Origin of the sequence: Mucilaginibacter sp. (assembly GCF_028288105.1) — a bacterium.
Classification (GTDB): Bacteria; Bacteroidota; Bacteroidia; order Sphingobacteriales; family Sphingobacteriaceae; genus Mucilaginibacter.
This window is the reverse complement of the sequence record NZ_JAQBOI010000012.1, coordinates 1-14,821: the sequence shown is the minus strand read 5'-3', so window position 1 is coordinate 14,821 and position 14,821 is coordinate 1. Positions and strand designations below refer to the sequence as shown.

The following is a 14,821-nucleotide window of genomic DNA, read 5'->3' as shown; positions in this document are numbered from 1 at the left end:
ATTTAAAAAAGCGACTACAGCAAATACAACCACAGAAATAGCCGATCGGATAAGGTGCCATCTTAAAGCTTCTAAGTGGTCAAAAAATGACATCTCGGCTTCTAATGATTTGCCCTTATCCTGTATTGCTTTTATTAGTTTGTTATCGCTCATTTGTTTAGTTGCCCGCGCGTAAATGCCCGAACGCTAAATTACGTTTTACTACTGCTTGTTGGTATTATTTATTCAGAATATTCAAACGTTTCCATAAACTTGGTAGTGAAGTTACCCGCACGGAAGTTTGGATCCTTCAATAATTTCAAGTGAAACGGTATGGTTGTTTTAATGCCTTCAATAACAAACTCGCTTAATGCGCGCTCCATGGTGCTTAATGCTTCTTCGCGGGTTTGGGCCACGCAAATAACTTTAGCTATCATCGAATCGTAATTAGGCGGAATAGTATAGCCTGAATATACATGCGTATCTACGCGCACACCGTGGCCACCCGGCGAGTGGAAATTGGTGATTTTACCCGGTGACGGGCGGAAATTGTTAAACGGATCCTCGGCATTGATACGGCACTCAATGGCGTGCATTGTTGGCTCGTAGTTTTTACCTGATATCGGGATACCCGCAGCAACTTTTATTTGTTCTTTAATTAAATCGAAGTTGATAACCTCCTCGGTAACCGGGTGCTCTACCTGGATACGGGTGTTCATTTCCATAAAGTAAAAGTTGCGGTCTTTATCAACCAAAAATTCTACCGTACCGGCACCTTCGTATTTTACTGCTTTGGCACCTTTAATAGCTGCCTCGCCCATTCTTTTACGCAGTTTTTCTGTCATAAAAGGTGATGGTGCTTCTTCAACCAATTTTTGGTGACGGCGCTGTATAGAGCAATCGCGTTCAGACAGGTGGCAAACTTTACCATATTGGTCGCCTACTACCTGTATTTCTATGTGGCGCGGGTCCTGTACATATTTTTCAAGATACATACCATCGTTACCAAAAGCTGCGCCAGATTCTGCACGAGCCGAATCCCAGGCTGCTTCAAATTCTTCGTCTTTCCAGACTACACGCATACCACGGCCACCACCACCGGCAGTTGCTTTTAGTATAACAGGGTAGCCTATTTTGTTGGCAATGGTAATGCCTTGTTTAATATCGCTAAGCAAACCTTCAGAACCTGGAACGATAGGCACACCGGCTTTTTTCATGGTTTCTTTAGCCGAAGCTTTATCGCCCATTCTGTTTATCTGATCGGCTGTGGCACCAATAAATTTAATACCGTACTCGGCGCAAATGGCCGAGAATTTCGCGTTCTCAGATAAAAAGCCATATCCCGGGTGTATCGCGTCAGCATTTGTTAATTCTGCTGCTGCAATAATATTAGGGATATTTAGGTAAGAGTCGCGGCTTGGAGGGGGGCCTATACAAACAGCTTCATCTGCAAAACGCACATGGAGGCTATCACGATCGGCGGTTGAGTATACAGCTATGGTTTTAATACCCATTTCCTTACAGGTGCGAATAATTCGCAGGGCAATTTCACCTCGGTTAGCTATTAATATTTTTTTAAACATTCTTCTTGATTTTAGATTACACCGATTATAGCAGGATTACACCGATTAAAATCTGTGAAATCACAACCAAATCTGTGAAATCAGCAAAAATTACTTAGGTTCAACTAAAAATAAAGGCTGGTCATATTCAACCGGTGATGCATTATCAACCAGTATCTTTACAATGCGGCCAGAAACTTCTGATTCAATTTCATTGAAAAGTTTCATGGCTTCTATAATGCAAAGTACACTACCCTCACTTATTTCATCGCCCACGTTAACAAACAATGGTTTTTCCGGTGATGCAGAGCGGTAGAATGTACCTATCATCGGCGATTTAATAGTAATTAAGTTTGAGGTATCGGCAACCGCTACAACTTCGGCAGCCGGGATTGAAACCGGTAAACTTACAGGCTGTGGCGCGCTTGCGGCGGCAAGTGGCTGTGGCGGTATAGATGCATTTACATACGTAGGCGCATCGTTAGTTTTTATGGTAATCTTAAAATTTTCCTGCTCGATAGAAACTTCGTTTACGCCTGATTTTGACACAAAGCGTATAAGGTCCTGAATCTGTTTAATATCCATAATAAGCGATAATTGGTTTGGATAAAGTATTTATAAATATGCAAATGTGCGGATATGCAAATGTGCAAATGATTTCTAATGAATTATATTATTTAACAAGTACAATTTTAAGATGTTTTTAATTAAAATCTGCATATCTGCACATTTAAAATCTGCACATCTATTAATAAGCCCACTTTAAATAAATGGAGCCCCAGGTAAACCCACCGCCAAAGGCAGCTAAAATAAGGTTATCCCCTTTTTTAAATTTGTCTTCCCATTCCCATAAACATAATGGTATTGTTCCGTTTGTAGTGTTGCCATAACGCTCAATGTTCACAATCACCTTATCGGCACTTATGCCGGTACGGTTAGCTGTAGCATCAATAATACGTTTGTTGGCCTGGTGTGGCACCAGCCATGCAATATCATCGGCTACAAGGTTATTGCGCTCCATCACTTCGGCGGCAACTTCGGCCATATTGGTTACGGCAAATTTAAATACCGCCTGGCCTTCCTGGTATGCATAATGTTCTTTGTTGGCAACGGTTTCGTGTGTAGCGGGGCTAACAGAACCACCAGATTTTTGGAATAAAAGGTGCGAACCCGCGCCATCGCTTTTTAGTACCGAATCTATAATACCATAACCTTCGGTATTGGGCTCCAGCAATGCGCAACCGCAGCCATCGCCAAAAATGATACAAGTAGCACGGTCTTCATAGTTGATGATAGATGACATTTTATCGCCGCCTATTACCAATACTTTTGTGTGTTTGCCACTTTCAATGAACTGGGCGCCTGTTGCCAGGCCAAATATAAAACCAGAGCAAGCAGCCTGCAGATCATATCCCCAGGCATTTGTAGCGCCAATTTTATGTGCCAGGATGTTCGCCGTAGCCGGGAAAGGCAGATCGGGAGTGGTAGTGCAAAAAATGATCAGGTCAATTTCGTCGGCGCTTATGCCACGTTTTTTTAATAAACCTTCAACAGCCGGTACTGCCATATCTGAGGTACCAAGGCCTTCGCCTTTTAATATTCTCCGCTCTTTAATACCGGTGCGGCTGGTAATCCACTCATCATTGGTTTCCACCATTGTTTCCAGCTCGTGGTTAGTTAGTATGTACTCGGGTACGTAACCATTTACAGCGGTAATAGCAGCATGAATTTTGCTCATTCTATGTTTTTTTACTGAAAAGCCAGTTTAATTTTATCTATAAGGTTGGTCTCGATCATGTTTCTTGACAGCAGCACCATGTTTTTAATAGCCTCGGGGCTTGAGATACCGTGGCCTACAACAACAGGTGCGTTAACCCCAAGTATAGGGCTTCCGCCGTATTGCTCGTAGTTAAAGCGGTCAAAAAAATCGTCTTTTAATCTTTTCTTCTGAGTAATAACGTAAAAAGATTCAGCAAGTTTTAGAATAACATTGCCTGTAAAACCGTCGCACACTACAACATCGTTGTTATCTTCAAAAAGGTCGCGCCCTTCCACATTACCAACAAAGTTAAATAGTTTCGAATCCTTCATTAAAGGATAGGTAGCCTGTAAAAGCAGATTCCCCTTTTCTTCCTCTTCGCCAATATTCATCAGCGCTATGCGGGGGTTAGGGATACCGTAGATAGATTCGGCAAGCAGGCTGCCTAAAATACCAAATTGTACAAGTACATCGGGCTTGCAATCGGCATTGGCGCCAACATCCAAAATAATACCCAAACCGCCTTTAAGTTTGGGTACAATGGTTGTCATGGCCGGGCGTATTACACCGGGAATGGTTTTTACGCTGAACATAGACCCTACCAGCATGGCCCCGGTATTACCTGCCGATGAAAACGCCTGTAGGGCACCTTCTTTCAGCATGTTAAAACCTATAGCAATGCTCGAATTTGGTTTTTGAACAATAGCCTTAGTAGGGTGTTCGCCCATACCAATCACCTCGGTTGTGTGTACAAACTCGAAATGATCGGGGCTAAAATTATTTTCCTGAAGAATAGTTAGGGCAATATCCTTGTCGCCAATAAGCACAAGTTTTTGCCCGGCAGATAAAACTTTACAAGCTTCAATTGCCCCTAAAACTGCTGCCTTGGGGGCGAAATCACCGCCCATAATGTCTAAGCCAATCTTCATTTCAGAAAATTAACTTATACTGCCAAAGCTTTTTCAATAAGAATTTTTCCGTTGAAGTAAACGTTACCGTCAACAGTGTAAGCTCTGTGTGGCAAGTGTACTGCACCAGTAGTTTGGCAAGTTGTTAAAGTAGGCGCTACTGCTTTATAATGCGTTCTGCGTTTATCTCTTCTTGATTTTGAAATTTTCCGTTTTGGATGTGCCATAACTTTTAGTTATTATATTATTTTAATTTTTTGAGAGCTTCCCATCTCGGGTCAGTGCTCTCGGTTTGTTCATCATTTGCTGCAAGCTTATTTAAGTTTGCCAGCATTTCCTCGTCACAATGTTTTGTATCGCTCTCGTTACTGCAAACGGCAATAAACGGCAGGGCAACATTAACATATTCATATATCAACCCGGCAAGCGCAATCTCATGATCGTTTTTACCGAGGGTTATTATTTCATCATCTTCGCCCATCGCCTCTTCGCTGAACCTGGCTATCTGCTGTTCATGGATGTCCATGGGCTGCAAATAATCTGATAAGCATTTATCACAGGTAGCGTTAACGGTACCGGTAATATCAAAGTTGAGGATAAGCATAGTTTCCTGCTTGTCCAGTTCAACCTTACAAATAAGATCAGCCTTTTTAACCAGCGAGTATTCAAACTCGTTAAAAAAGGCGTCGTTTATTTCGTATTCAAAATAATGCTTACCCAGCTTTAGGCCGGTAAAAGGTATTGAATATGTCTTTAGCGATTTCAATGAGCAACAATTAGCCCGCAAATGTAGGTAAATTTCCTAAAATTGGAAAGTGTTTTTTTTAATTGGATTTTGGGGTGATTTTACCGGGTTAAAAGGCGAAAGATTAGGGGTAAAAGGTGGATGGTTTGGGGTTGTGTGACGGGTCATCCTGAACTTGTCGAAGGGCGTGATGGCGGCATAGGCAGCAAACAGCGGTTATCTCTCGCAAAGACGCTAAGACGCTAAGACGCAATGTATTCATGTCTTTTATACTTCTATCCTTTTTTATCTAAAAGGCGGCCAACTGCCAACTAATCACTGCCAACTGACCTATGGGCGTTGCCTGCGGCCCGGGCTTTACGCTCATACGCGCACATGCATTGGGCGCGAGGGCCGGTATCCGCTTCACTCCCTAACGCGGGTTGTCTGAACCGGGATTAAGCGAATTAAAGGATTAATTAGCAAAAACAAACTGCAATTTACTTTATATTAGTAAGTTAATAGTGTGGACCAGCGATTAAGCAATAAAACTACTTGAGCACATATACATTCCATATCACCCCGTATGACCTGGCTTTCCTGGGAGTGATATTTATCGGGTTCTCTTTTGCTCTGCAGTTGGCATTCACCAAAAGAATCAACCGGCCTGCAAACTGCTTTTTGAGTTTGGCCCTGGCCACAATGGTGCTTTGGCTGCTTTGGATTTTGGGCAGGGACATAGGCCTTGAAGCCTATTTTTCTCATTGGAGCCGGCTGCCACTGCAATTTTCGCTGGCATTTGGCCCGCTGATCTTTTTTTATGTCCTCAAACTAACCCAGCCTAACTATCAATTTCGTGGGAGAGATCTGCTGCACTTCATCCCACTGTTACTCGAACAGGGTGCTCTGGTATTGGAGATAAAGGAGAGTATCAGGACGGGGGCGGCCACTTATCATACGCTTACTTTTCATCAACTGAACCCCATATTACAATTGCTAACGTTTGTTTCAGTCAGTAACTACCTTTATGCATCTCACAGGCTGATAGAACGTTTTTACCGTGGCCTGAAATTTAACGGGGGAGACCGGCACCGGTACGAATTGCGATGGTTGCAAAATTCACTTATAGGTTTCGGCTTGTTATGGCCATTGTGGATACCCTTCACAGGTGTAGATTATTTTTATTACCATAACCAGTTAGGCATTCATGCTTATTATCTTTTGTATCTTCTTTTTGCAGTAATAACTATCCGGATAGCGGCAATGGCTTTTTCAAGGCCCGAAGTTGGCGTACCGGTAAATGCGCCTTCGTTTTTAAAACCATCAACACCGGCGGAGTTGAAGCACAAAGCTATTTGGCTGAAAAAAGTCGTCAAAACCAATTCCTATTACGAAGATCCGGAATTAAGTTTAAGCTCACTTTCCGAAAAGCTTGAGCTTACTACCCATGAATTATCCCGGATAATTAATACGGTGCTCAAAAAAAGCTTCAATGATTTTATCAATGAATACCGTGTTGCGGATGTTGTTAAGAAAATGCAAGACCCGGCTTATGACCATATCACCTTGCTGGGCACTGCGTTTGAATCGGGGTTCAACTCTAAAACTACTTTTAACCGTACTTTCAAACAAATAACCGGGGAAAACCCGGCTGAATATAAAAACAAGCTTAAAAAAGAGCGCCCATCTTATAACTTGGGGCGTTATCCCCGGTTTGCGACGGTAATTTCGAACCATGAAACCACCCAGAAATGGCCTCTGAAGAAATTAAACCGCAACTTTATGTTTAAAAATTATTTCAAGATAGCATGGCGCAACCTAACACGTAATAAAAGCTATGCAGCTATTAACATTGCCGGCCTGGCTGTTGGTATTACCGTTTGTATGGTGATCTTCATCATTATACAATATCAAACAAGCTTTGATAATTTCCATGCAAAGAAAGATCGCACCTATCGCGTGCTGACCGAATATCACGGAGAATCAGGTAGCATTTCTTATGGGAAGGACCTTCCTTTTCCAATTCCATTAGGGTTAAAAACAGCCTTTCCGCAAATAGAACAGGTGGCGCCAATTTTTGCAAGCCACGATGACCAGTTGTTTATATTGAATAATAACGGAAATACGGAAAAAGTATTTAAAGAGCAGCGGGGGGTATTTTATACTGCGCCTTCATTCTTTAAAATATTTGATTTCCCGCTGCTGGCCGGTTCATACGAATCTTTAAAAAACCCGAACAACGTATTGCTTACAAAAGAAGTAGCAGAGAAATATTTCGGCGACTGGAGAACAGCGATAGGCAAAACCATCAAACTACAAACGGGCGGTTACATGTTTGAACATGGCACCGATGTATTAAAAGTTTCGGGCATCCTTGCCACCATGCCTGCAAATACGGATTTTCAGCTGAAAGTAGTTGTGGCTTATGGAACAAGTTTTACCGGAAGTTACCTGGCAGCATCTACTGATTGGGACAGAACAACAGCTGACTTTGGTTGCTACATTTTACTGCCGACAAATATTTCTGCCGACAATTTTAATCAGCAGCTAAGGGCCTATTCACGAAGGGTGAAAACGCCTCTTAATAAGGATAATCATATTATACAAGCATTAAATGGGGTGCATTACGATACGCAGGTGGGCGATTACAGCAACAGAACCATCAGTCGTCAACTGCTTAATGTATTATGGCTTATAGCGGCATTTATCCTGTTAATTGCCTGCGTAAACTTTATCAACCTTTCCACCGCGCAAGCTGTTAACCGTGCAAAAGAGATTGGCGTACGAAAAGTATTGGGGAGCAGTAAATCTCAATTGCAGGTTCAATTCATAGTGGAAACATTTTTAATAGTTATGGGTGCTGTGGTCCTTGCAAGCGTAATTACAATTGTTGCGCTGTCTTATGTAAGTAAGTTTTTAGAACTTCCGCTTTCATTGAATATACTTAGCGACCCGGCAGTTATTTTGTTCCTATTGGCTGTAACAATTCTTGTAACCGCCCTTGCCGGCTTTTACCCTGCTATTGTTTTATCACGCTTCAACCCCGTTAATGCTTTAAAAAGCAAACTCACAACAACTCCTGCGACAGGAATTTCATTAAGAAGAGGGTTGGTAGTGTTTCAATTTATAATTGCGCAGGTGCTTATCATCGGCACGCTCATTATTGTGAAGCAGATGAATTTATTTATGGATCAACCGTTGGGGTTTGATAAGGATGCAATTGTAAATGTCCCTTTCCGTGTAGACAGCCTTCGCATCAGCAGGCTGGATTATTTAAAAAACCAGTTATTAGCGGTAAACGGCGTACAGGCAGTAAGCTACAGTTCAAATACGCCGGTTGAAGACAATAATGATACGTGGAGCACGATGAGGTTTAATCACGCAATAAAGGAAACGGATTTTAAAGTTATTACCAAATTTGCCGACGAAGGTTACGTACCTGCTTACAAGTTACAACTGATAGCCGGACGGAATTTGCAACCTTCCAGCTACACCAGGGAGTTTCTGGTGAACGAATCATTAGTGAAAAGCTTAGGATTTAAAAACCCGGAAGATATCTTGAATAAAGAAATAAGCATATGGAACGATCAGATAAAATGCCCTGTTGTTGGCGTGCTGAAAGATTTTAATAACAGATCTTTTCGCCATAACCTGGCACCATTGCTTATTGCCACAAACGTTACCATGTATAACCAGGCCGGAATAAAGCTCAAAACAACAAATATCTCTTCGACGATGCAATCTGTTAAAAAAGTATTTGAGCAAACATTCCCTGATTTTGTTTATGATTACCGCTTCCTTGATGATAAGATCGGAAGTTTTTACAAACAGGAAAACCAGTTAGCTGCCTTGTATAAAATTTTTTCAGCTATCGCGATATTCTTAAGCTGCCTTGGGTTGTATGGCTTAGCTTCATTTATGGCAGTACAACGAATAAAAGAGGTCGGCATTCGTAAAGTGCTTGGCGCTACAGCAGTCAGTATCGTCTATTTGTTTTCAAAGGAGTTTATCATACTTATTACCATTGCGTTTTCAATTGCTACACCCGTTGCATGGTATTACATGCACCAATGGCTGCAAGCCTACGCCTATCGCATCAACATCAGTTGGTGGTTACTTGCTGCAGGCGGGCTTGTTGCACTCCTTATTGCACTTGTAACAATAAGTTTCCAGGCAATAAAAGCAGCAAAGGCAAACCCGGTGAAGAGCCTGAAAAGTGAATAGAGTTTTACAAAACATAAGATTTGGAATTTAGAGGAAATTAACCCGGTGTTATCCGGATTAACCATACCCACCCCCATCTTTGAAAAGTACCACAAAACCCACAAATATTGCCAGTTTAGTATAACTAACATGTTTACTTTTGATCTAAACAAAATATCATGGAACAAAAACTGCCCCTGCCGCCTTTCACCTTTGAAACAGCTACTCAAAAAGTTCAACTGGCAGAGGATGCCTGGAACAGTAAAACCCGCAACGGGTATCCCTGGCTTATACTCCCGATACCGAGTGGCGCAACCGGGATGTGTTTATTAATGGCAGGCAGCAGGTGGTTGAATTTTTAACAAAAAAATGGCAGCGCGAGCTCGACTATAAACTAAAGAAAGAGCTTTGGGCTTTCACAGATAACCGTATAGCCGTACGGTTCGAGTACGAATATCATGATGCATCCGGACAATGGTACCGCGCCTACGGCAACGAAAACTGGGAGTTTGACGAAAACGGCTTAATGCAGAAACGTTACGCCAGCATCAACGACCTGGCGATTAAAGAAGAAGACAGGCGGTTGTAATTGAGGTTGAAGTATGTTTGGGTCATCCTGAGTTATCAAATCCCGTGGCATTTGAAGGTGCAATGACAGATCTTTGCGGGGGGGGCGTGACAGACTATATTATTTGCATGTTTGCCTGTGCCAGGTTTGGATTTAATGGTGACGTTATTTTGTCAGTAGCTTATTTTTAATAAGCTCATTATTAGTTATTTATGCGTTCACGATGGTGTTCACGGCCGTGAACATGAACACTACTCACGCCATTTACTAACAATTGTCATGAGTAGCTTGTCGAAGGGTGGGTGGGGCAAGCCGCTATGCAGTTCGACAAGCTCAACCTAATCAAGTCTTGGCTCTTGAATCTTCCTCTCTTGACTCTACTAACTTATATCTTCAGCCTCACATTTATCTTCTGCAACAAGCCGGTAAGCCATACCATTACAAAAGAAAAAATGACGCATTTGATGAGCCCACCGGTGCCCTGGTCAAAGTACTCGGGATAACCGAGGTCGGTCATCTGGTAAAGGGGGTAAAACAAAAAGGGCAGCAGGTAGCAGGTAAAGGTGTTGGTGCCTGCTGGTTCTATCACCTTAAACCAATGAAACTTGTGCTTTACATCTATCAGGTAAACAAAAAAGGCATACACCACAAGGCTTATACCGGTACATATCAACACCCACGAAGGGGTATCGCGCGCCTTAGAAATGCCCCCGCTAAAGTAACGGACAATGAACCCCAGGTTAAACAATATCACCGCCATAAGCAGCATTGCCACCCATAGCATTTTAATTTCTTTGTTTTGATTTAACCGCATATATAGCACCGATACAAATACGCCCGCCATAGTAAAGGCCTGCATGGCGCCGTTGCCGGCTATCCACATATACTTTTGAATGCCGCTTAAAAAGTTAAGCATCCCAAAGTGGAAATCGATGTTAAAAAACATGAAGAAGATCCAGGCGGCAGCCTGCACCCACAACACCCCGTTGGAGTAGTAATAAATAAACGCACACACCAGGTACGACCAGCCTATCAGCCCCAATATTCCCCACCAGGTTAAGTGTAGCCATGGGTGGTTAGGGTCGTCGCTTTTGTAAAGTATGCACATGGTTATCAGCAGTGCCACACCAAAGCCCTGAAACAGGTATTGCCGTAATTTTGATTTGGTTTTGCTGTAATCTAAAAAGATAAAGAAGAAGCTGAAGGTGGCCAGACTGTCCCACACGGGCTTGGGCAAAAGGGTGGTTGCCTCGTTATAGGTTTCCATATTGGCATGAAAAAACCCAATAAATATCAGCGCGAACGACCGTGTAATAATGCGCATCGGTATATGGGCATTCTCGTTATGCAAGCGCTTGGCAAATGCATAGGGTATGGATAAGCCCACTATAAAAAGAAAGGCAGGGAAAATGGTATCGGCAAGTCCTAAAGCGTCGGCATTAATATCAGCATGTTTGAGCCACTCGGGAGTATTTGGCACCCCATCCAGATCATTCACAAAGATCATCAGGAACATGGTAACTGCACGAAACGCATCAATTGACCTGATGCGGTTAATTAAATTACTCATTAAACAGGAAAATGTTTTTTTACAGATAAATGTTTTAATAAAACGGTAATAAATTTAAAACAGTATCTGCACAATGGCTTATTAATCCCTGTCGCGACTTAATTTGGCAAACGTCAGCGGGTTTTCGTTTAGTTCGGCAGTTTCCCTTCTATGCTTAATTATATGTATGGCAGTAAACAAGGCTTCGCGGAATGAGATCTCTGATGCCATATTTTTTCCGGCGATATCATAGGCCGTACCATGATCTGGCGAGGTACGTACAAAACTTAATCCGGCGGTATAATTTACGCCCGATTCAAAAGCTATCTGCTTAAATGGTATAAGCCCCTGGTCGTGGTACATGGCCAATACGGCATCAAACTGCAGGTATGTTCCGTTTGCAAAAAAGCCATCGGCAGGGTACGGGCCAAAAGCCAGTACATCATTATTCATTGCTTCTTCAATAGCCGGGATAATGGTATCTTTTTCTTCGCTGCCAATAAGGCCGTTATCGCTTGCATGCGGGTTTAAGCCCAATACGGCAATTTTTGGTTTACGTATCCAAAAATCATCGTGCAGGCTGGCATTCATCAGCTTTAACTTATGAACTATTTTTTCGGTAGTTATGCTTTCCGAGATCTTAGCTACCGGGATATGGCCCGTTACTACACCAACGCGCAGGGTATCACTCACCAAAAACATTAAAGATTCTTCCTTGCTATCGCGATGCTGCAAATATTCGGTATGGCCGGGAAAGTTAAATTCCTCGTTCTGGATGTTATCTTTATTAATAGGTGCGGTTACCAGGCCGTCAATACTTCCGCTCAGCAAATCGTCGGTAGCGCGTTGCAGGGATATATAGGCGTACTTACCGCCATCGGCAGTGATCTGGCCGGGTTCAATACGTACATCTTCTTCCCAGCAGTTTATCATGTTAGCTTTACGGTGCTGCGCCTCTGTGGGGTTATCGATCACATTAAAGTTAAACTCGTTGATATGCGTAGCGCGGCGATGAAATGATGCTACTTTGGTATGCCCGTAAACAATAGGTGTACAGTAATCGTATATGTGGGTATCGGCAAGGGTTTTAATAATTATCTCTAATCCTATCCCGTTAACATCGCCAATACTTATTCCTATTTTAGGTTTGTCGCTCATGATATTTATAATGATTCACCGACCTGATATTGGGGCCGGATCCTTGTGTTTGCTTTGTGCTTTAGGCTATTAGCCCTAAGCTTATATTGCAAATAAAAAGATTTTAAGTTTATAATTCCTGATTAAAGCACAAATATGCCTTAATTTGCTCAAATAAAAACGGATAATGACATTAGTAAGAGCAAAAAAACATTTAGGGCAACACTTTCTTACTGATAAAAATATAGCCTCGAAAATTGTAGAGAGCCTGCGCCCTGCCGATAAGTACAAACAAGTGCTGGAGGTCGGCCCGGGTATGGGCATCCTGTCCGACTTCCTGCTGCAAAAAACTGAATACGAAACGTTTTTGATTGATATTGATACCGAATCGTATACGTTCCTTAAAAAGAAATATCCTAAACTGGGCGAACGGCTAATTAATGCCGATTTCCTGGAGCTTGATTTTAAAGCCAAATTTGATAGCCAGATGGCCGTTATTGGTAACTTCCCATACAATATATCATCGCAAATACTTTTTAAGATACTGGATCACCGTGACCAGGTGCACGAGGTTGTGGGCATGTTCCAGAAAGAAGTGGCCGAACGCTGCGCATCCAAACCTGGCAGCAAAGAGTATGGCATATTAAGCGTTTTTTTACAAGCTTATTATAAGGTAGAATATTTATTTACGGTGAAGGCCGGGGTATTTAATCCGCCGCCAAAGGTTTTATCGGCAGTTATCCGCCTAACCCGTAACGAAACCGCAGGCTTGGGTTGCGACGAAAAGCTGTTTTGGCAGGTTGTTAAAGCAGGCTTTAATCAGCGCCGTAAAACATTGCGCAACGCTGTATCTTCATTGATAAACAAAGAGAAGATGGTCGATAATAAAACCCTCGACCTGCGCGCCGAGCGTTTAAGCGTAGCCGATTTTGTAAAGCTAACTAATGAGATAGCAGAGAACAGACAGGCTTAGTCTATCGGAATCACCACAATTTTATCCGCACCTTTCATTTCTTTTACTTGTTGGGCCATGCGTTTAACAAACAGGTAATTTGCAGTGCCGCCAATTACAGCGCCAACAACGGGCACTAATCTTTTGGCAGCGCGTGCGCCAAATGCCAACAAGAGTTTCTCGGCAATACTTTCCATCATGGCTTTAGTTACGGATACACCGGCTTCTATTTTAAAGGATGTTGCTACCAGATGCATAAATTCATCAAAGCTTATTCTGTAGCTTCCTTTGGTATAATACATAATGGCCATGGTAACCCTAAACTGCTGGGTTATCAGGTTCACAAAATCAACCGGCATGCCTACTATCATGGTCATGATACCGCCGCTACCTGCTATAGCCCCGGAGCCTGCTGCCAGGTAAGCGCATTGGTTTATAAATTTATCCAGGCCCATTTTGTCTACACCTTTTTTGATGCTGAGCTGGTCTATATGGTCAAATATCTGCCTGAAACCATCGTGAGATAGTTTTTCGGTATACAGTTTTATATGCGTACGGGTCTTTTTAAATGGAATTATCATTGGTAATATGTTATATATAGACATACGCTATTAACGTGCCAAGTTTGGGGAGTGGCTTTTACTCACCCCTTAGCGCAGGCAATTCGTCATGCTTAAAACACATCTGCCACAACCATTAACTAATGGGTTGCTTTTTATTAATTTTGCCCATCATAATCTTACTCCATTGAAAAACAACATCCTTATAGTTGACGATCTGCACCCGGCCTTTGTTGAGCAGGCCCGGGCCTTTGGTTATACCTGCAATTATCAGCCGGATATGAAACTTGATGAGGCTTATGCCATTATCAATGATTACGACGGGCTGGCTATCCGTTCAAAATTCCAGGTGGATAAGGCTTTTATCGATCAGGCCAAAAACCTGCGCTTTATTTGCCGCGCCGGGGCCGGTATGGATAATATAGATGAGGGCTATGCCCTATCTAAAGGTATTGAGCTGATAAACGCGCCTGAGGGTAATATGGATGCAGTTGGCGAGCACGCTATGGGTTTGTTGCTGTCGTTAATGAATAACCTTAACCGTGGCGATGCCGAGATAAGGGATGGTAAATGGCGACGCGAAGAAAACCGTGGCTACGAGCTAAAGGGCCGAACCGTAGGCATTATAGGCTATGGCCATATGGGCAGCAGCTTTGCCAAAAGATTATCAGGCTTTGGGGTAAACGTTATTGCCTACGATAAATACAAAACCGGCTTTAGCGACCAATACGCCCGCGAGGTAAGCATGGAAGAGATTGTTAAACACAGCGATGTACTAAGCCTGCATATCCCTCTAACTGCCGAAACCAACGGGATGGTTACCGATGAATATCTGTTCCATTTTAAAAAGCCTATATTTTTCATTAACACAGCCCGTGGCAAGGTGGTTAATACCAGCGCGGTATTAAATGCTATTAAGC

Annotated in this window: 12 protein-coding genes and 1 pseudogene; 4 read left to right on the top strand and 9 right to left on the bottom strand. The window is 42.6% G+C overall.

The annotated features are described in order from the left end of the window. Window positions 1-221: 221 nt before the first annotated feature. The 6 genes from accC to JWQ85_RS00715 form a co-directional block, all read right to left on the bottom strand. A complete protein-coding gene (gene accC, locus JWQ85_RS00740) occupies window positions 222-1,562 on the bottom strand; it encodes an acetyl-CoA carboxylase biotin carboxylase subunit (protein ID WP_299462417.1) in 1,341 nt (446 codons plus the stop codon). 90 nt (window positions 1,563-1,652) lie between these two features. Continuing rightward, window positions 1,653-2,126, bottom strand: coding sequence for an acetyl-CoA carboxylase biotin carboxyl carrier protein (gene accB, locus JWQ85_RS00735; RefSeq protein WP_299462414.1), 474 nt, complete (start codon window positions 2,124-2,126; stop codon window positions 1,653-1,655). A 163-nt stretch (window positions 2,127-2,289) separates the two neighbouring features. Beyond that, on the bottom strand, window positions 2,290-3,279 hold the full coding sequence (locus JWQ85_RS00730; protein WP_299462411.1) for a beta-ketoacyl-ACP synthase III: 990 nt from the start codon (window positions 3,277-3,279) through the stop codon (window positions 2,290-2,292). A gap of 11 nt (window positions 3,280-3,290) precedes the next feature. Then, on the bottom strand, window positions 3,291-4,229 hold the full coding sequence (gene plsX, locus JWQ85_RS00725; protein WP_299462408.1) for a phosphate acyltransferase PlsX: 939 nt from the start codon (window positions 4,227-4,229) through the stop codon (window positions 3,291-3,293). A gap of 14 nt (window positions 4,230-4,243) precedes the next feature. Next, a complete protein-coding gene (rpmF, locus tag JWQ85_RS00720; protein ID WP_299462405.1) occupies window positions 4,244-4,435 on the bottom strand; it encodes a 50S ribosomal protein L32 in 192 nt (63 codons plus the stop codon). 17 nt (window positions 4,436-4,452) lie between these two features. After that, complete coding sequence (locus JWQ85_RS00715; protein WP_299462403.1) at window positions 4,453-4,974, bottom strand: DUF177 domain-containing protein; 522 nt, start codon at window positions 4,972-4,974, stop codon at window positions 4,453-4,455. 513 nt (window positions 4,975-5,487) lie between these two features. Here JWQ85_RS00715 and JWQ85_RS00710 point away from each other — a divergent pair. Both JWQ85_RS00710 and JWQ85_RS00700 read left to right on the top strand, forming a co-directional pair. After that, window positions 5,488-9,156 carry an ABC transporter permease gene (locus JWQ85_RS00710; protein ID WP_299462401.1) on the top strand — a complete coding sequence of 1,223 codons (3,669 nt, stop codon included), beginning with the start codon at window positions 5,488-5,490 and terminating at the stop codon, window positions 9,154-9,156. Between the two features lie 158 nt (window positions 9,157-9,314). After that, a pseudogene (locus JWQ85_RS00700) lies at window positions 9,315-9,724 on the top strand (DUF1348 family protein). Between the two features lie 364 nt (window positions 9,725-10,088). On the opposite strand, the gene JWQ85_RS00695 reads toward JWQ85_RS00700, so the two are convergent. Then, window positions 10,089-11,273: a DUF5009 domain-containing protein gene (locus JWQ85_RS00695; protein WP_299462392.1), complete on the bottom strand. Its 1,185-nt coding sequence runs from the start codon at window positions 11,271-11,273 to the stop codon at window positions 10,089-10,091. Between the two features lie 81 nt (window positions 11,274-11,354). After that, entirely contained in the window at window positions 11,355-12,410 is a 1,056-nt protein-coding gene (gene pdxA, locus JWQ85_RS00690) for a 4-hydroxythreonine-4-phosphate dehydrogenase PdxA (RefSeq protein WP_299462389.1), read from the bottom strand. A gap of 166 nt (window positions 12,411-12,576) precedes the next feature. Between pdxA and rsmA the strand changes: the two genes are divergently transcribed. After that, the gene (rsmA, locus tag JWQ85_RS00685) at window positions 12,577-13,362 is read left to right on the top strand and encodes a 16S rRNA (adenine(1518)-N(6)/adenine(1519)-N(6))-dimethyltransferase RsmA (RefSeq protein WP_299462386.1); all 786 of its coding nucleotides are present in this window, start codon (window positions 12,577-12,579) and stop codon (window positions 13,360-13,362) included. Here the strand turns inward: rsmA and JWQ85_RS00680 are convergent. After that, entirely contained in the window at window positions 13,359-13,922 is a 564-nt protein-coding gene (locus tag JWQ85_RS00680) for a hypothetical protein (protein ID WP_299462384.1), read from the bottom strand. The two genes, rsmA and JWQ85_RS00680, sit on opposite strands and share 4 nt — an antisense overlap. Before the next feature lie 166 nt (window positions 13,923-14,088). Here JWQ85_RS00680 and JWQ85_RS00675 point away from each other — a divergent pair. Next, on the top strand, window positions 14,089-14,821 hold a 733-nt coding region (locus tag JWQ85_RS00675), incomplete at its 3' end, for an NAD(P)-dependent oxidoreductase (RefSeq protein WP_299462420.1).

What these genes read in the sequence shown, in the direction of transcription:
- JWQ85_RS00695 (WP_299462392.1), bottom strand. Translation starts at nt 11,273, where the DNA reads ATGAGTAATTTAATTAACCGCATCAGGTCAATTGATGCGTTTCGTGCA.
- pdxA (WP_299462389.1), bottom strand. Translation starts at nt 12,410, where the DNA reads ATGAGCGACAAACCTAAAATAGGAATAAGTATTGGCGATGTTAACGGG.
- accB (WP_299462414.1), bottom strand. Translation starts at nt 2,126, where the DNA reads ATGGATATTAAACAGATTCAGGACCTTATACGCTTTGTGTCAAAATCA.
- accC (WP_299462417.1), bottom strand. Translation starts at nt 1,562, where the DNA reads ATGTTTAAAAAAATATTAATAGCTAACCGAGGTGAAATTGCCCTGCGA.
- plsX (WP_299462408.1), bottom strand. Translation starts at nt 4,229, where the DNA reads ATGAAGATTGGCTTAGACATTATGGGCGGTGATTTCGCCCCCAAGGCA.
- JWQ85_RS00730 (WP_299462411.1), bottom strand. Translation starts at nt 3,279, where the DNA reads ATGAGCAAAATTCATGCTGCTATTACCGCTGTAAATGGTTACGTACCC.
- rsmA (WP_299462386.1), top strand. Translation starts at nt 12,577, where the DNA reads ATGACATTAGTAAGAGCAAAAAAACATTTAGGGCAACACTTTCTTACT.
- rpmF (WP_299462405.1), bottom strand. Translation starts at nt 4,435, where the DNA reads ATGGCACATCCAAAACGGAAAATTTCAAAATCAAGAAGAGATAAACGC.
- JWQ85_RS00680 (WP_299462384.1), bottom strand. Translation starts at nt 13,922, where the DNA reads ATGATAATTCCATTTAAAAAGACCCGTACGCATATAAAACTGTATACC.